Origin of the sequence: Salinicola sp. LHM, assembly GCF_034479735.1 — a bacterium.
Lineage (GTDB): Bacteria > Pseudomonadota > Gammaproteobacteria > Pseudomonadales > Halomonadaceae > Salinicola > Salinicola salarius.
The window spans coordinates 1,968,719-1,984,030 of the sequence record NZ_CP140261.1; the positions used below are offsets into that span (position 1 = coordinate 1,968,719).

The following is a 15,312-nucleotide window of genomic DNA, read 5'->3' on the forward strand; positions in this document are numbered from 1 at the left end:
GCGATGCGCTTTTTTATTGTCGTGCTGCAAGAGCGAACCTTTTGCAGAAAGGATAGCCAGTGTTCGTGCACGGATGCGCCGTGGTGGCATGGCGGTGTACGATACGCGCGCGACACATGGGTAATCGACATGCGAGGACAGCATGCTGCAACGAATTCGTGAGGGCTCCCAAGGGTGGGTGGCAAAAGTCATCGTGGGGGCCATCATTGTGACGTTCGCGCTTTTCGGCGCGGAATCCCTGGTCAGTTACTTCTCGGCAGGTAGCAACGATGCGGCGACGGTCAATGGTGAATCCATCAGTCGTCAAGCGGTCGAAACGCAAGTGCAGCGCGGCATTCGTTCGGGGCAAGTGCCGCCCGAACAGGAGCGGCAGTTTCGCGGTCAGGTGCTCGATCAGCTGATTCGTCAGCGTACGCTGGACCAATACGCGAGCGAGGGCGGGCTTCATATCTCGGATAGTCAGCTGGATCGATTGATCGTCTCGCTGCCCGAATTCCAGGATCAGGATGGTCGCTTCTCCGACGAACTATTCACCAATCGACTGGCGCAGGCCGGTTACACGCCTGCCTCCTTCCGTCGCGAACTGCGCGCAGACACGCTGCGCCGGCAGGTCCAGCAGGGGCTCGCGGCGTCAGCCTTCCTGTTGCCATCGGAAAAGGCGCGATTGGCATCGTTGCAGCAGCAGCAGCGGACGTTCCGCTATGCGGCATTGACCGCCGCGGATCTCGAACAGCCCGTCACCCCGAGCGATGCCGATCTCCAGCAGTACTATGACCAGCATCAGGATGATTTTCTTCGTCCGGAGCAGGTCAAGGTCAACTATCTGGTATTGAACCAGGAGGACGTGGCCAAGGATGTCGAGATCACCGACGAGCAGCTGCGCCAGGCCTATGAACAGGCCAAGGCCGGGGCCCCGCGTGAGGTTTCCCATATTCTGGTGACGTTCGGCGACGACCGGACCGAACAGGAAGCCCGCGACCGCATTGCCGAAGTGCAGCAGCAACTCGAGCAGGGAGCGGATTTCACTGCTCTGGCGCGTGAGTATTCTGACGATTCCTCGTCTGCCGGCGACGGGGGCGATCTTGGCGCGATCCAGAAAGGATTCTTTGGCGACAGCTTCGATGACGCCGCGTTCTCGCTCGATCCGGGGCAGGTGTCCCAGGTCGTGCAGACTCAGTATGGCCTTCATCTCATCAAGGTGACGGGCATCGACATTCCTTCTTTCGAGGAGGATCGCGAGGCGCTTACCCGGCAGGTGAAGCTCGAGCAGTCCGAGTCGCTGTTCAACGAGCGAGTGCAGAAGCTGACCGATGACGCGTATGAGGCAGATGATCTTGCAACGGTTGCCGGTGAGATGGGACTGACGGTTCAGACCAGCGACTGGTTTTCTCAGGATGTCGGTGGTGAAGGCGTGCTTTCCAATCCTGATGCTGCCGCTGCTGCGTTTTCCTCGGATGTGCTCGAAGATGGCTATAACAGTGACGTCATCGAGACAGACGACCAGCAACGTGTCGTGCTGCGCGTCGTGGACCATCGTGAGGCAAGCACGCTACCGCTCGACGAGGTTCGCGACCAGGTCCTGGCGGCGGTCAAGACCGAGCAGACTCGGCAGCAGTTGCAGAAGCGAGCGGAAGAGGTATTGGCGACGCTACGCAACGGGGATGTCGTGTCGGGGCTCGACTGGCAGCAGGCCGATAGCGTGACTCGCGATGCCGATAGCGTGCCGGCGCCGATTCTGCAGGAAGCTTTCCGTCTTTCCCGCCCGCAGGCGGATGCCGTTACCTGGGGGCAGACTGAAAGCCAGAACGGTGTTGCCATCGTTGGCCTCGAGTCGGTCACGGCGGGTGATGCCAGTTCGGACGATGCGGATTTCGTGACACGCCTGGCGCAGCGGCTGCAAGCCCAGATCGCCATTCAAGGCTTGAGCCAGACGCTGGAGGAAGAAGCCGACGTCGAGCGTCACTGACGCATCGAGACAAAGCAGGGCGTTAGTCTGGGTTCACCGGACCGTTACTGCGACCTTGCCCGACTTTTGTTGCCCTCCTAGGCTGAACGGTATGTCTACCGTTGGCCAGGAGGGTTTTTCATGACCGTCACTCGATACTTCGTACTGCTCGAGATCCCCCATGGATTGCCGCAGCCGAATCAATTCGCCATCAAAGAAGAGGCGTTGTCGGATCTGGCGCCGAACGAAGTCCGAATCCGCAATCGCTGGCTATCAGTGGATCCCTACATGCGTGGCCGGATGAGCGGTGTTGCGACTTATGTCGAACCCTATGCGCTTGGCGAGCCTATGTCCGGTGGCGCCGTGGGAGAAGTCATCGCCTCCCGTCATCCGCACTTTCAGCAGGGGGACCGGGTTCGACATATGGCCGGTTGGCGGGATGTCGCTCAATTGCCCGGAGAAGAGGTCGAGCCGCTGCCGAAGTTCGACGTGCCGGAACAGGCTTACCTCGGCGTGTTGGGGATGCCGGGCATGACGGCGTGGACCGGCCTCAACCTCATTGCCGGGTTACAGTCACGGCAACGTGTCCTCGTGAGCGCGGCTTCGGGCGCCGTGGGCTCGTTGGCCGTGCAGCTAGCCAAGGCGGCGGATTGCCATGTCGTCGGCGTTGCTGGCAGTCCGGCCAAGTGCGAGTGGCTGGAATCGATGGGCGCCACGGCAGTCAACTACCGGGGCAAGGATGTCGACGCGCTGTCACAGGCGCTTCATGAAGCCTCTCCCGAAGGATATGACATCTACTACGAAAACGTGGGAGGCCCTCTGCTGGAGGCGGCGCTCGCCAATCTTCGCGATCATGCCCGCATTGCGATCTGCGGGATGATCGACCGTTACAACGCGACAGGGCCGTCGGGTGGTCCCGGCAATCTCAACCAGCTGCTGTTTCGCAAGGCGCGCATGGAAGGGTTCATCGTCGGCGAACATTGGAGTCACTATCAGACGTTCCTGGAGCAGGTGGCCCCTGAAGTCGAGCGCGAGGCGATCCGTTACCGCGAAACTGTCGTCGAGGGCCTGGAGCAGATGCCTGACGCCTTTCTGAAGCTTTTTTCGGGAGAGAACGAGGGCAAGATGCTGGTCCGCCTCCCCTGAACCCGACGACGTCAGCGATGGGGAGGGCGCCTACCGAGTGGTGCGCTCCCATTCTGCCAAAATGCTGAGCGCCTGTTCGCGATCATCGCTGCATAGCTGTCTGTCATATTCGAATTGATGGCAGACGGCCGGACGCCGAGGATCGCCAAACAACCGGCACAGATTGTTTTCGTCCAGCTGCACGCAGCGCTCCCCGGCGGGTTTGCCATTGGGCATGCCGGGGATGGGCGAGGTGATCGAAGGCGCGATGCAGCACGCGCCGCAGCCGGCTCGACAGCTCATCGTGTCTTCCTAATTCAGCGTCGTCGTACCGCGGCTCTCGGCGAGCGCACCCTTGTCGATCCCTTCGAATGCCTGCACCCGGATATGCGCGCCGGTGGATTGCGCAATCTGATGGGCCAACCAGGCCGCGATGTTTTCGACGGTCGTGGGCGCGGGCAAGATGTGACAGCGCTCTTTCGGCAACTGGAGCTGAAACTGCCCTTGGCCGGAGCGGTAGCGAACGCGCATGATCTCATCGTTGCGGCGAGGATCGACGATATCGGCATCGTCGACGAGATACCCGTTGTCCAGACGTTGCGCCCAGAACGCTTCTAGCTCCGGATCACGTTGACCGTTGCGCCAGATTCTCAGGTGCGAGCGGTGACCATGGGCGATGCGCTGGCAGTTCCCCTTGTGGTGCTTGAGGCCATGGCTGTAGCTATAGATCGCGCCATCGGCCAGTTCCTCCCGCAGACGAATGCGGATCGCCTCGACGCGAGGTGGCGGTCTTTTGCTGAGCTCGTTACTGAGATGTGCTCCCAGCCGCTCCGCAGTGATTTCTCCCCACGGGAACAGCGTGAAGCCTTGGCGCGGAGCGCGCACCTCGAAGGGGAAGGGGAGTTCCGCCGCCATGTGCAGCCCTTCGCTGCACTCCTCGATCCTGACGCCCGCCGCCTGGGTCGGCACGAGCAAGGTGTGGTCCAGGCCGGCGTCGAGACGTGACTTGATCCAGGGTTTGACCTCGCCGAAATCGAACAGCATGCCGTCTTCCCCCAGTTCGCCGTCGAGCTCGACATCGACGTGCCAGCTGGCGCCGCTCAGGCCGCGTTGAGGTGACCAGATCGAGGCGTCGATATTGGTCAGGTTGTTCACGAACAGGGTCATCAATCGATTCCTGCAATCTTGTGGGTCTGCAGCGACAGTCGCCATTGAGGATGGCGCATGCAGTACTCGACCGTCGCCTCCATCGGGCTGCCATCGGTAACGATGGCGCCTGGCGCAAGATCCATCGGCTGCAGAAAGAAATGAGTGAAATTCAGCCCAGAGAACGTTTCGGGATCGACGCCGGCCTGGGGATAGACCAGCTTGAGCTCGTTGCCTCGGGTCTGGCGCAATGCCGTGTCGCCTTTCGGGCTGACGCAGATCCAGTCGATGCCTTCGGGTGCCTGGATCGTGCCATTGGTCTCGACGGCGATCTCGAACCCTCTGGCATGCATGGCAGCGATCAGCGCCGGGTCCAGTTGCAGCAGAGGTTCGCCACCGGTGAAGACCACATAACGCGTGAAGTCGCCTCGAGCAGGCGTCGGCCAGAGTTGTTCGAGATGTGAAGCCAGGCCGTCGGCATCGTTGAATTGGCCGCCATTCTGGCCATCGGTGCCGACGAAGTCGGTATCACAGAAAGTGCACTGGCTGGCGGCACGGTCCCGTTCCCGACCCGACCAGAGATTGCAACCGGCAAAACGGCAGAAAACACTGGCGCGACCGGCTTGGGCGCCTTCCCCCTGCAGGGTGTAGAAGGCTTCTTTGACGCTATACATGCAAGTTTCCGTTCTGGGCTGTCAGACTCGACGCACTGGATGTCGACGACATTCTACGCGTTACCTTTGGCGCCAGGTCCTGCCTGGCATCAGGTCTCGTCGCGAGATTGTCGTGAGATTCGGATATCAGCGTTTGGCATAGGGCAGTGGGTCCGTCTTTCCCTGGCTGGCAAACGCAGCGAGCCGCTCTCGACAGCTGCCGCATTCGCCGCAAGCGGTGGCTTCGCCCAGGTAGCAGGTCCAGGTCTGGGCGTAATCCAGGCCCATTTCGATCCCGTCGGCAAGAATCTGCGCTTTATCGCTATGCAAATATGGGGCTTCAATCCTGACGGCCTCGAAGTTGGCGATGGCGGCCACATCGTTCATGCGTTCGACGAAAGCCGGGCGACAGTCGGGATAAAGGACGTGATCGCCGCCATGGGCGCCATAGAAACAGATCGGTGCCCCGATATTGACGGCATGACCGATCGCCAGAGACAACAGAATCATGTTGCGATTGGGGACCACGGTATCGGCCAGATTGTCCTCGGCGTAGTCCGCCTTGGGCATGGCTCGATCGCTGTCGGTCAGCGCCGAATTGCCGATCAACTGATGAATGGCACGGATATCGACGATTCGGTGCGAGACACCCAAATCGCTGCATACCTGGCGAGCGACATCGAGCTCGCGAGCATGGCGCTGACCATAGTGAAACGATAGCGCATGGACGTCATGGCCCTCGCGCAACGCTCTATGCAAGACCGTGTAGGAGTCCATGCCGCCGGAATAGATCACGACGGCCGGTCTGGACGTAGTCTGGGAAGTCGAGGATGTCATGCTGTCAACCTATAACAAGCAAGCTGTCTGGAACTTGAAGTGATGGAAGGACGGCCGACGCGGCGTACGATCACGTCGCGAAGGCGCCTCTTTCGCCGACCAGGGGGGTTAGAAAGCGTTGTCTCAGCGTCTCTTGTGACGATCCCTGGGCGAGCAGATGAATGAGCTTGCAGTGGGCTGCTTCCGGCGTCATGTCATCGCCGGACAGAATGCCGATTTCCTCGAGTATTCGACCAGCGGCGTAGGTGCCGAGATGGACGCCGCCGAAGGGGCATTGGCTGATGGCGACCAGCACCTTGCCTTCCGCGCTGGCGCGGGCCAGAACACCGAGTAGTGCTTCGTCTTCCGGCAGATTGCCGCTGCCCCAGCACTCGATCACGACGCCCCGGATGCGGTCGTCATCCAGCCATCGATCCACGTCCTGAGCACGAATGCCCGGCCACAAGGTCAGGCGAACGACCACCGGCGTCGGGCCGGTGGCCAGTTCGAAACGAGGAGCACCCTGAATGCCACTGCAGCGTGCAGCGTAAATGACCGGGGCGTGATCCACTATTTCGCCCAATAGCGGCCAATTGGGGCTTTCGAAGCCCTGAGCGTCCTGAGTGTACCATTTTCGTGTCCGGCACCCTCGCATCAGGCGATTTGCGAAACTCACGCAGACTTCTCGCAAGTCGGTTTGTGTCGCGAACATCAACGAGGCTTCCAGATTGTCGAGTGCGTCGCTGCCCTCGATACCCAGTGGCTTCTGCGAACCCGTGACGATGACCGGTTTGGACAAGCCTTGAAGCTGAAATGCCAGACTGGACGCACACCAGGCGAGGGTATCGGTGCCGTGAAGCACCACGAACCCGGCATAATCCTGATATCGCTCGGTGATCAGCAGTGCCAGCGCAGCCCAGTCGGCTGGCGTGGCACTGCTGGAGTCGATCGGGCGTGGTGTTTCCCAGACTGCATACCGGGGCAGCTTGCCCTGTCGGTCGGGCGGCAGTGTCGACAGCGCTGCCGCCATGCGGGAACCGAAGTTACCGGCGGCCACCAGGCCGCGGTCGCTGTCGCGCATGCCGATGGTGCCGCCGGTGTAAATCACCAGAATAGGGAGAGGGGCTTGGTCGTTAGCTGTGAGGCACATGGCTGTCTAGAGATCGTGGCCCAGGATGACCTGACAGATCGACGAGAAGGTACGTGCTTCCGGCGGGTGGTTAAGGTCGACGCCCAATGCCCGGCTGATATTGGAGGCCGAGATGATGCCGCGAATTCTGCTGCCGCCGCTGCCGTCCGGCTCGGTAATCAACACGTGCTGATCACCCGAAGACTTCAGCGTTTCGACCAGATCGCCGACGCTGGCGTGGGAGATCTTGGCATACGAGAGCGAATGCAGCTCGCTGCGAGGGGTCTGGATCATCTCTGCGGTGACTTCGTCCCGGCCGATCTGGTGTTTCTGCATCGCCAATGTGATGCGACGCCCGCCAATCAGTTCGCGGGCATTGACCACGCCGGTGAAATTGCCGCTGGCATTGACCAGCATCAGCAGGCGTACGCCGGCCTGCTTCATCGTTTCCAGCGCTTGCGCAATAGAGCTCCCGGTAGGCAGGGTATACGGATGACTGACGCTGAAATCTGTGACCAGCATGGTGGCGGAGCTTTCCAGCGTCACGGATTGCGTCTGGGTTGCCGGCTGTACAATGCCGCTGACACCATCCAGGTTTTCCAGGGTCAGCGCCGAAAAATGGACCTTTGAAGGGTGAAGTGTGTTGGCCATCGAGAAATCTCCAGCAAGCCAAAATGTTGAAATCGAGATTGGGAGGTCAGGTCCGAAACTGGATTGAAGCGTTACAGATACTGACGTAGATCGCCGCGCACGCTGTCCAGGAAAGTGATGAAACGAGTATCGCGTTCGTCGTCCTGACGATCGATACGGCAACCCAGTTTCATGGTCTTCTGGACCAGGAGTTCGTCGTAAATGTCCAGCGTGACCTTTTTGGGGCTCTCCGCGGATGGCGTGATATCGCCGTCTTCCAGGGTGAAGGTTTCGAAAAGTGTGGCGCGAACTCGCGTCGTGCCACCTTCGGCCAGCACGCGACGCACGAACAACCAGCCTTCGCAGGCGAAATTGTCGCCGTTGTCACGTTGACGCTGGAACACCGTGCGATAGCTCGCTCCCTCTTTCGCGGCGCGATCCGCCATGCTGCGATAGGCTTCGGTAACGCGAGACGCCATCGCACCGGTATCCGCCAGCTTGCGCAGTGCCGCCTGGTGTTCGCGCCCCAGTTGTTCCTGGCGCTGAAAACGCTGCCATAGGCGATAATTGGCATGCAGGGAGTTCGCGTCCATGTTGTCTCCGGATAGTGGCGAATAGGTCGGTGGCCTATGATCGCTTAAATGGCGGCTACCTGACCACCCACGGTTCGCCTTTCCCCACGCCGGCGAAGCGAAAAAAGAAGATCAGCCAGCGCTAAAGTTTACGGATCATCGGCCGATCAGGAAATCAACATACTAAAGTGCGCCTAAATCGGCGCCTGCTGTCGTGATCGGCGTGTTACAAATTGCGCCAGACAAAGAGAGGTTATATGGCTTCCATATCGTCACTAGGTATCGGTTCCGGTCTGGATCTGAGCGGGTTGCTCGATGACCTGGAAAGCGCAGAGCAGGAAAAGCTCACGCCGATCGTCTCGCAGCAGCAGAGTTACAAGACCAAACTGTCGGCCTTCGGTACGCTAGAAAGCTCGTTGACCGCGTTGCGCGACGCGGCAACCAAGTTGAGCGATCCCGAGACGTTTACCGCGGTCAAGAATTCGATGACCGGCGATGCCGTGACGGCCAGTACTACCGGTGATGCGGTCGCGGGTCGCTATCAGGTCAGTGTTTCGCAGCTAGCGCAGTCCCAGTCGGTAGTATCGAAGGGCTACGGGCTCGAAGACTCTCTGGAAATGTCTGGCACGCTGACTTTTAGCGTTGGAGAAGATACCTTCAACGTAGAAGTGGCGGATGGCGACACCCTGGCGGATCTCCGCGATGCGATCAATGCTAAAAAGGGTGGGGTGAGCGCCACGATCATCAACGACGGAACGGCTTCTCGCTTAGTGCTTTCGTCAACCGAAACGGGAACTGACTCGGTGATGTCGGTTAAGTCGGCAGCCGACGGGGATGCGTTAGATCAGGCCTTTGGGTTTACAACGGCTGTCTCGACTGACGAGGCGACGGGCGAAAAGACGACGACTTTTACCGCTGCTTCCGGTGGTACTATGGAAGAGGCCGTTAAATCGCAGAATGCTGAATTGACGGTCAACGGTATCGATATCACCAGTCAGTCCAATACGGTCGAAGATGCCCTTCAGGGCGTGACGTTCAATCTAGCCTCGGTTACCGATGGCGAGACACTCAGCGTATCCAAGGACACGGAATCGATGACGAAGGCCGTCAAAGCCTTCGTCGATGCTTACAACAGTTTTCAGAGCACCGCCGACAATCTGACCTCCTACGATTCCGAGTCGGATACCGCAGGGACACTGCTGGGCAACTCGACCATGCGCAGTATCGAATCCCGGTTGCGCAGCGTTCTCAGCTATAGCGATAGCGAGGGTACGTTCTCGATGCTGTCGGATCTCGGGATCGAGCGTCAGTTGGACGGCACGCTGAAAGTCGACGACGACAAGCTCAGCGACGCCATTACGAGCGATAGTGATGCCGTCAGCCAGTTTTTCTCCGGTGCCGATGGTAAGAATGGTCTGGTCGCCAATATCGACGAGACAATGGGCTCGATTCTCGATGACGGGGGCCTGCTGCAGACTGCCACCGACGGTATCGATACCACGCTCAGTCGTCTGGATGATCGATATACGCGGATGCAGGAGTCGATTGACGCCACGGTCGAACGTTACCGAACGCAATTTGCCAGCCTGGATTCGCTGGTGGCACAGATGAATTCGACCAGCAGTTACTTGACTCAGCAATTCGATGCCCTTAGCGCACAAACCAATCAGTGATAGGGCGATAAAATGATGAATATCAGGCGTGGTGCCGGTGCGTATGCCAGGGTCGGGGTCGAGTCGGCGGTCATGTCCGCAGATCCTCACCAGTTGATCGTCATGCTCTTCGATGGTGCGCAAGCGGCTATCAACAGCGCTCGTTTGCATATGCAGGATGGCAATCGTGCAGCCAAGGGAGCGGCTATCTCCAAGGCGATAGATATCGTCAATAGCGGCCTGGCGGCAGCGTTGGACCATGAGCGTGGCGGAGATATCGCTGCTAACCTTGGGCAACTTTACGATTACATTGCACGACTGCTGTTACAGGCCAATCTGCGTGACGATGTCGCCAAGCTGGACCAGGCGGCGGCACTGCTCGACGATCTCGGTTCCGGCTGGCGCGAGCTTCGGCATTCGTCGGCCGAGCTGGCTGGAGGAGCATGATCACATGACATCAGGCTCGCCGGTGATCGACCAGTATCATCAGTTGCTGGAAGTGTCGACCCAGATGCTGGGTCTGGCGCGGGAGCAGCAATGGGACGCGCTCGTTCAATGCGAGGCGGGCTATCTGGTGTCTTTGCAGCGTGTGAAATCTCTGGATCGCGAGCAGTCGTTGAATGGCTCGGAGCGTGAGCAGAAGCGCGATCTGCTCGAGCGGATTCTGGAGCAGGATGCCGAGACTCGTCGCATGCTGGAGTCCCGCCGGGAAGAGCTGAGCCATCTTATCGGCAGCTCGCGGCGGCAGCAGGCGCTAGGGCAGGCGTATCAGGCGGGACGAGGCAGCATTGCTTCGCGCCTGCGCGCGGTGCCAACCGATGAACGGCCGTGAGCGGCATCACGCCGCTAATCGACACCCTGCTGCATCAAGTTCTCGGCAGACGGGTCGATACGCCGGTTGTCAAGGATCAGCCATTGCCGGTTTCAGCGACGGCATCGACGGATGCCATCCAGCCGGCGCGTAGCGACTCGAGATTGCATCAGCAGGGCGGGGAAAGAGTTTCCGCCATGCCCTCTGGCGCAGGGCGTGAAGGTGTCTCTCAGCTACCAGTAGCCCCTGGGCTGGCGAAAGTCCCCTCGGCGCAGTTGCACTTGAGCCATACCGCGACCGAGATTGCCGATATCCTCTCGCGCTTTCCTGCGACTCAATCCCCCTCGATTCGGCCATTATTGGCGCTCATGGCTCATCCGATAGAGAAGCCCGACGTGCTGGCGGCGGCGCTTTCACAGAGCGTGCGGGAAAGCGGCGTTTTCTATGAGTCGCATCTGTTGCGCTGGATGTCCGGTCAATACCCTCGTGCATCATTGATGCGTGAGCCCCAGGCCTGGCTGAGTCTGACCTTTCGACCGTTCACGCCAACGTCTTTGCTGACAAGTTACGGCTTCCCCTTTGCCGCAAGCGATGGTCGAGCAGCGCCTCGGCCCGGCGCTTCTTCCGGGACGATGACCGGGGCGAATTCGAGCACCCAGTCCGCCTCGTCATCGAGCGTGGGCCGTGGGGGCGATGTTCCCGCAGCTTCCATGGTTTCCGACCGAAGCTTGCCGTCTGCCGCGCGGAGCGGTACTGCCGGGGAGTGGGCGTCCTCGGGGAAGGGCATGGCGGAGGATCCATCGTCGCTTTCGATGACGCGCGCCCACCAGTTATCGCAGTCCTCATCGGATGCGCTGCAAGCACTGGTTCGGCAGCAGCTGGAACTGATCGCGGCACCCAATCTGCGCTGGGAAGGGCAGCTTTGGCCCGGCGTGTCCATGACGATGATGCTGACCGAGCTGCCGCGCGAGAGCATTCCTGACGACGCCGGCGACTCTGCCGGTCGGTCGGAGCAAGAGGAGGGCGCCAGCGACTGGCGTGCCGAAGTTCAGGTTCGTCTGCCGTCGCTGGGCGTTATCGATATCATCTTTGTGACGCGTCGCAATGCCGCGCTGCAGGTAGAGGTCAAGCCTGCCGAGGAGACAACCCGGGTTCAGCTCCGTCAGGAGTTGATACCCATGCGTGAACGGTTGGCGTCACTGGGAATGAGCGTGGAGCTGATAGTAGGAGAATCGGAGCATGAGTGACGACGATAGTGTGTCCGACTCTCGGCGACGTGCGGTCGCTCTGGCTTATAGCGGCGAACGCACGGATGCGCCACGGGTGGTTGCCAAAGGCTACGGGAATCTGGCTGATCGTATTCTCGAGCTCGCCAATCAGGAAGGGGTCTTCGTCCATGAGTCTCCTGAACTGGTCGCTCTCCTGATGCAGGTCGACCTGGACGCCCGTATCCCCGAGTCGCTCTATCAGGTGATAGCAGAGTTGCTGGTGTGGATCGGGCAGATCGACCGCTCGATAGTATCCAGAACAGACGAAGAACGTTGATTTCTGGCTGCAAGGTTCAACGCTGAAGTATCCTAGTGTATCACTTCGCTTCAAAGCCTTGTGTAACGTACATGTTCTTACATGTGGTGCGATTTTTATATTATCCAATAATAACAATAACTTATATAAACAAAGGTTCTGCGGTGCGAGATCAATCCGTTACTTCGATACAAATTTGGTTACGGAGCTTGATTTTTTTCATCAAAAAGTCGCAAACTAGCTCCATCATAAAGAGCTGATGTGGCCAATGGCTGCAGGCAGATGAAGCATCCGGTCAACGGGTGCCAATAAGACGATACGCAGGGAATCCAAGCATGCACTCGAATAGTCTTCTGGATGACATCCAGGATCTCAATCTTTCCTATCTTCTGCTGGTTCAGCGCCTGCTGAACGAAGATCGCGAGACGGCCATGTTTCGACTGGATCTGAATGCGGATCTGGCGGATGTCATCGGCAGGCTGTCGATCAAGCAGTTGACTCAGCTGTCGCGTAGCAACCAGTTGCTTTGCAACTTGCGCTTCAGCGATGCGGACCAGCTGAATCTGTTGATTCACAATCCGCGTGCGCAAGGGCTCGAGCAGACTCATGCCTCGCTATTGATGGCGGGCGCGAGCCATGCCCGGTCTTCTGTTCAGCAGAGGAACTGAGTCATGGCAGATAAAAGTCTTGTTGCGGAAATGCTCCAGGTCCAGCTGGCAATTGAATTGATTGAGTTGGGTGCCCGCTTGCAGGTTCTCGAGACAGAAACCGACCTGAGTCGCGGCCGTTTGATCAAGCTGTACAAGGAAGTCAAGGGGATGTCACCGCCCAAGGGAATGTTGCCGTTCTCTGCTGACTGGTTCATCACCTGGTTGCCGAATATCCATTCGTCGCTGTTTTACAATATCTATCGTCGTCTCAATGAAGAGTTGGGGTGCGAGCGGATGCCGGCCTTCGTCAAGGCTTACCGCCTTTATCTCGAACAGGTCGAACTCGATGGTGTAGAGCCGACTCTGGGTCTGACGCGTGCCTGGACGCTGGTACTTTTTTTCGAGAGCGATCTGCTGCAGTTATCTCGATGCAAGGGGTGTCACGGCGACTTCGTGGCACACGCGCATAGTCCCATGCAAGATTATGTCTGTGGTATTTGTCAGCCGCCGTCTCGCGCAGGCAAGACGCGCAAGGCCAAAGAAGTGGCTAAATCGGCAGGGCGTACCTTCATTCCTGTGGAGATGCCGCTGGCTCGTCGCCTGGCGGTCTAGTCAAGCAACGTCTTCCCAAGGCGGGCCATCATGGCCCGCCTTTTTTGCCTTTGCGGTTTCCATTCCAGGCATGAGCCTGATGTCTATGGATTCGTCGCACTATTGTCGACGAATCACGCTTTTCTGATATTTCCACCCTCAAGAGCAGAGGCCCCGCTGCCGATACAGTTATCAGGTTTGCCACGCACTGTATTCGGGAGCATTTCCGTGCTGATTCTATTGGGCTACATCATCGTTTTGGGTAGTGTGTTCGGTGGCTATGTCGCCATCGGCGGGCACCTTGGTGCCTTGGTGCAGCCTGCCGAGTTCGTCATGATCATCGGCGCTGCACTTGGGGCTTTCGTATGCGCCAACAATGGTAAGGCGATCAAGGCAACGTTGCGTTCGTTCTCGAAGCTCAAGCGCACCAAGCGCTACAACAAGATGATGTACATGGAGCTGATGGCGCTTCAGTACCGGCTTCTGACCAAAGCGCGTCGCGATGGCATGCTGGCGATCGAGCGAGATATCGATTCGCCGCAGGACAGCGTTATTTTTGCGGATTATCCCAAGATCCTGTCGGATCCCATGATCATGGCATTCCTGACCGATTATCTGCGCCTGATGGTCAGCGGCAACATGGATCCGTTCGAAATCGATGCGCTGATGGAGCATGAGATCGAGACCTTTCAACATGAGGCAGAATTGCCGGCACACTCACTCTCTGCCGTTGGAGACGGCCTGCCGGCCTTCGGGATCGTTGCAGCGGTCATGGGTGTCGTTCATGCACTAGGGTCCGCCGACCAGGGGGCAGCCATCATGGGGCAGATGATCGCTCAGGCGCTCGTAGGAACCTTCGCCGGTATTCTGCTGGCTTACGGTTTCGTGACGCCTGTCGCTCACCACATCAATCTGCAGGTGGGTGAAGCGACCAAGATGCTGCAGTGTATTCGCGTGACGCTGATGGCCAGCCTCAACGGCATGGCGCCGCAATTGGCAGTCGAATTCGGGCGTAAAGCGTTGTTTACCGCTGTGCGTCCCTCATTCAGCGAGCTAGAAGAACACGTTCGCTCCAGTGGGCAGACATTGCGCGGTACGGGGGCGGGTGGCTCATGAAGGGTGGTGATCAGCAGCGTCCGCTAATCATCAAGCGCAAGCGCGTTCGGGCGGCCGGGCATCATGGCGGTTCTTGGAAGATTGCGTACGCGGATTTCATGACGGCGCTAATGGCTCTGTTCCTGGTGCTGTGGATACTGTCAACGGTCAGCGATCACGAACTCGAAAGTATCGCCGAATACTTTCGTACCCCGTTGGCCGTCGCCTTGACGGGTGGGGACAAAACGACAGCGAGCACCAGTGCCATCCCTGGTGGCGGTGAAGACCCGACCAAGACCGAGGGTGAAGTGCGCCGTGTGAGCCCTCATGAGCAGACACGCCCTAGCGATGAGCAGCGTAACTTGCGCTTCCTGCGCGATCGTCTGGAACGCGTAATCCAGAATGATCCGCAGCTTCGCGAGCTGCGCTCGCAGCTGCGTATGGATTTCTCGCCGGAAGGACTGCGAGTGCAAATCGTGGATAGCGACAAGCGTCCAATGTTCGAACTCGGTAGTGATCGGCTGGAGCCCTACATGCAGAAGATACTCCAGCGGATCGCGCCGGTGCTCAACGAAATGCCCAACCCGATCAGTATCAGTGGTCACACCGATAACCTCCCTTATGCCGGGGGGGAGAAGGGATACAGCAATTGGGAGCTTTCCGCCGATCGTGCCAATGCCTCGAGACGTGAGCTGGTGGCCGCAGGACTTTCTCCCGACAAGTTGTTGAGAGTGGCAGGCATGGGGTCGCGCGTCACACTCCCCAACACCCGCCCGAGCGATGATGTCAATCGACGTATCAGCATCGTGGTGCTGGATAACCGGGCGGCCAAGGCAATCGAACAGCAGGAACAAGCGCCGCTTTCCGATAGCGTGCCGGTGCCCGCCGAGGGGAGCGGGGTGACAGCGGCCGATCAGAATTCAGCGAACTGACGCAAACGCGTTTACGCCCTTATTTGCGGGCTTCTATGGCA

The 15,312-nt window shown here is 59.0% G+C and carries 18 protein-coding genes; 11 read left to right on the forward strand and 7 right to left on the reverse strand.

Annotated elements, in window-relative coordinates:
• Positions 1-142 precede the first annotated feature (142 nt).
• Positions 143-1,966: a SurA N-terminal domain-containing protein gene (locus tag R5R73_RS09105; RefSeq protein WP_322529464.1), complete on the forward strand. Its 1,824-nt coding sequence runs from the start codon at positions 143-145 to the stop codon at positions 1,964-1,966.
• 120 nt (positions 1,967-2,086) lie between these two features.
• Positions 2,087-3,091 carry an NADP-dependent oxidoreductase gene (locus tag R5R73_RS09110; protein WP_322529465.1) on the forward strand — a complete coding sequence of 335 codons (1,005 nt, stop codon included), beginning with the start codon at positions 2,087-2,089 and terminating at the stop codon, positions 3,089-3,091.
• Positions 3,092-3,121: 30 nt separating this feature from the next.
• Here R5R73_RS09110 and R5R73_RS09115 read toward each other — a convergent pair whose 3' ends face one another.
• The 7 genes from R5R73_RS09115 to R5R73_RS09145 all read right to left on the reverse strand — a co-directional run bounded on the left by R5R73_RS09115 (position 3,122) and on the right by R5R73_RS09145 (position 8,037).
• Entirely contained in the window at positions 3,122-3,373 is a 252-nt protein-coding gene (locus tag R5R73_RS09115; RefSeq protein ID WP_322529466.1) for a YkgJ family cysteine cluster protein, read from the reverse strand.
• A gap of 9 nt (positions 3,374-3,382) precedes the next feature.
• Positions 3,383-4,237 (reverse strand): 6-carboxytetrahydropterin synthase, encoded by an 855-nt coding sequence (locus R5R73_RS09120; protein WP_322529467.1) that lies wholly within the window; start codon positions 4,235-4,237, stop codon positions 3,383-3,385.
• Positions 4,237-4,890, reverse strand: a complete 654-nt coding sequence (queE, locus tag R5R73_RS09125; RefSeq protein ID WP_322529468.1) for a 7-carboxy-7-deazaguanine synthase — start codon at positions 4,888-4,890, stop codon at positions 4,237-4,239. The genes R5R73_RS09120 and queE overlap by 1 nt, the downstream gene beginning before the upstream one ends.
• Positions 4,891-5,016: 126 nt before the next feature.
• A complete protein-coding gene (gene queC, locus R5R73_RS09130) occupies positions 5,017-5,706 on the reverse strand; it encodes a 7-cyano-7-deazaguanine synthase QueC (RefSeq protein WP_071230183.1) in 690 nt (229 codons plus the stop codon).
• 70 nt (positions 5,707-5,776) lie between these two features.
• On the reverse strand, positions 5,777-6,835 hold the full coding sequence (locus R5R73_RS09135) for an asparaginase (RefSeq protein ID WP_087718839.1): 1,059 nt from the start codon (positions 6,833-6,835) through the stop codon (positions 5,777-5,779).
• 6 nt (positions 6,836-6,841) lie between these two features.
• Positions 6,842-7,465: a CBS domain-containing protein gene (locus R5R73_RS09140; RefSeq protein ID WP_071230185.1), complete on the reverse strand. Its 624-nt coding sequence runs from the start codon at positions 7,463-7,465 to the stop codon at positions 6,842-6,844.
• A gap of 71 nt (positions 7,466-7,536) precedes the next feature.
• Entirely contained in the window at positions 7,537-8,037 is a 501-nt protein-coding gene (locus R5R73_RS09145; RefSeq protein WP_071230186.1) for a hypothetical protein, read from the reverse strand.
• A gap of 236 nt (positions 8,038-8,273) precedes the next feature.
• Here R5R73_RS09145 and fliD point away from each other — a divergent pair, with 236 nt between their 5' ends.
• The 9 genes from fliD (at position 8,274) to motB (ending at position 15,271) form a co-directional block, all read left to right on the forward strand.
• Positions 8,274-9,689, forward strand: a complete 1,416-nt coding sequence (fliD, locus tag R5R73_RS09150; RefSeq protein WP_322529469.1) for a flagellar filament capping protein FliD — start codon at positions 8,274-8,276, stop codon at positions 9,687-9,689.
• 15 nt (positions 9,690-9,704) lie between these two features.
• Positions 9,705-10,115, forward strand: coding sequence for a flagellar export chaperone FliS (gene fliS / locus R5R73_RS09155; protein ID WP_322529470.1), 411 nt, complete (start codon positions 9,705-9,707; stop codon positions 10,113-10,115).
• A gap of 4 nt (positions 10,116-10,119) precedes the next feature.
• Complete coding sequence (gene fliT, locus R5R73_RS09160) at positions 10,120-10,500, forward strand: flagellar protein FliT (RefSeq protein WP_071230189.1); 381 nt, start codon at positions 10,120-10,122, stop codon at positions 10,498-10,500.
• Positions 10,497-11,726 (forward strand): hypothetical protein, encoded by a 1,230-nt coding sequence (locus R5R73_RS09165; protein WP_276231350.1) that lies wholly within the window; start codon positions 10,497-10,499, stop codon positions 11,724-11,726. The genes fliT and R5R73_RS09165 overlap by 4 nt, the downstream gene beginning before the upstream one ends.
• Entirely contained in the window at positions 11,719-12,024 is a 306-nt protein-coding gene (locus R5R73_RS09170; protein WP_071230192.1) for an EscU/YscU/HrcU family type III secretion system export apparatus switch protein, read from the forward strand. Before R5R73_RS09165 ends, R5R73_RS09170 begins: the two co-directional genes overlap by 8 nt.
• A 314-nt stretch (positions 12,025-12,338) precedes the next feature.
• Positions 12,339-12,671: a flagellar transcriptional regulator FlhD gene (flhD, locus tag R5R73_RS09175; RefSeq protein WP_322529471.1), complete on the forward strand. Its 333-nt coding sequence runs from the start codon at positions 12,339-12,341 to the stop codon at positions 12,669-12,671.
• A gap of 3 nt (positions 12,672-12,674) precedes the next feature.
• The gene (gene flhC / locus R5R73_RS09180) at positions 12,675-13,265 is read left to right on the forward strand and encodes a flagellar transcriptional regulator FlhC (protein ID WP_322529472.1); all 591 of its coding nucleotides are present in this window, start codon (positions 12,675-12,677) and stop codon (positions 13,263-13,265) included.
• A gap of 207 nt (positions 13,266-13,472) precedes the next feature.
• Complete coding sequence (gene motA, locus R5R73_RS09185) at positions 13,473-14,360, forward strand: flagellar motor stator protein MotA (RefSeq protein ID WP_322529473.1); 888 nt, start codon at positions 13,473-13,475, stop codon at positions 14,358-14,360.
• Complete coding sequence (gene motB, locus R5R73_RS09190; protein ID WP_322529474.1) at positions 14,357-15,271, forward strand: flagellar motor protein MotB; 915 nt, start codon at positions 14,357-14,359, stop codon at positions 15,269-15,271. Before motA ends, motB begins: the two co-directional genes overlap by 4 nt.
• Positions 15,272-15,312 lie beyond the last annotated feature (41 nt).

Coding starts and splice junctions, on each gene's coding strand:
- R5R73_RS09105 (WP_322529464.1), top strand. CDS start 143: ATGCTGCAACGAATTCGTGAGGGCTCCCAAGGGTGGGTGGCAAAAGTC.
- R5R73_RS09110 (WP_322529465.1), top strand. CDS start 2,087: ATGACCGTCACTCGATACTTCGTACTGCTCGAGATCCCCCATGGATTG.
- R5R73_RS09115 (WP_322529466.1), bottom strand. CDS start 3,373: ATGAGCTGTCGAGCCGGCTGCGGCGCGTGCTGCATCGCGCCTTCGATC.
- R5R73_RS09120 (WP_322529467.1), bottom strand. CDS start 4,237: ATGACCCTGTTCGTGAACAACCTGACCAATATCGACGCCTCGATCTGG.
- queE (WP_322529468.1), bottom strand. CDS start 4,890: ATGTATAGCGTCAAAGAAGCCTTCTACACCCTGCAGGGGGAAGGCGCC.
- queC (WP_071230183.1), bottom strand. CDS start 5,706: ATGACATCCTCGACTTCCCAGACTACGTCCAGACCGGCCGTCGTGATC.
- R5R73_RS09135 (WP_087718839.1), bottom strand. CDS start 6,835: ATGTGCCTCACAGCTAACGACCAAGCCCCTCTCCCTATTCTGGTGATT.
- R5R73_RS09140 (WP_071230185.1), bottom strand. CDS start 7,465: ATGGCCAACACACTTCACCCTTCAAAGGTCCATTTTTCGGCGCTGACC.
- R5R73_RS09145 (WP_071230186.1), bottom strand. CDS start 8,037: ATGGACGCGAACTCCCTGCATGCCAATTATCGCCTATGGCAGCGTTTT.
- fliD (WP_322529469.1), top strand. CDS start 8,274: ATGGCTTCCATATCGTCACTAGGTATCGGTTCCGGTCTGGATCTGAGC.
- fliS (WP_322529470.1), top strand. CDS start 9,705: ATGAATATCAGGCGTGGTGCCGGTGCGTATGCCAGGGTCGGGGTCGAG.
- fliT (WP_071230189.1), top strand. CDS start 10,120: ATGACATCAGGCTCGCCGGTGATCGACCAGTATCATCAGTTGCTGGAA.
- R5R73_RS09170 (WP_071230192.1), top strand. CDS start 11,719: ATGAGTGACGACGATAGTGTGTCCGACTCTCGGCGACGTGCGGTCGCT.
- flhD (WP_322529471.1), top strand. CDS start 12,339: ATGCACTCGAATAGTCTTCTGGATGACATCCAGGATCTCAATCTTTCC.
- flhC (WP_322529472.1), top strand. CDS start 12,675: ATGGCAGATAAAAGTCTTGTTGCGGAAATGCTCCAGGTCCAGCTGGCA.
- motB (WP_322529474.1), top strand. CDS start 14,357: ATGAAGGGTGGTGATCAGCAGCGTCCGCTAATCATCAAGCGCAAGCGC.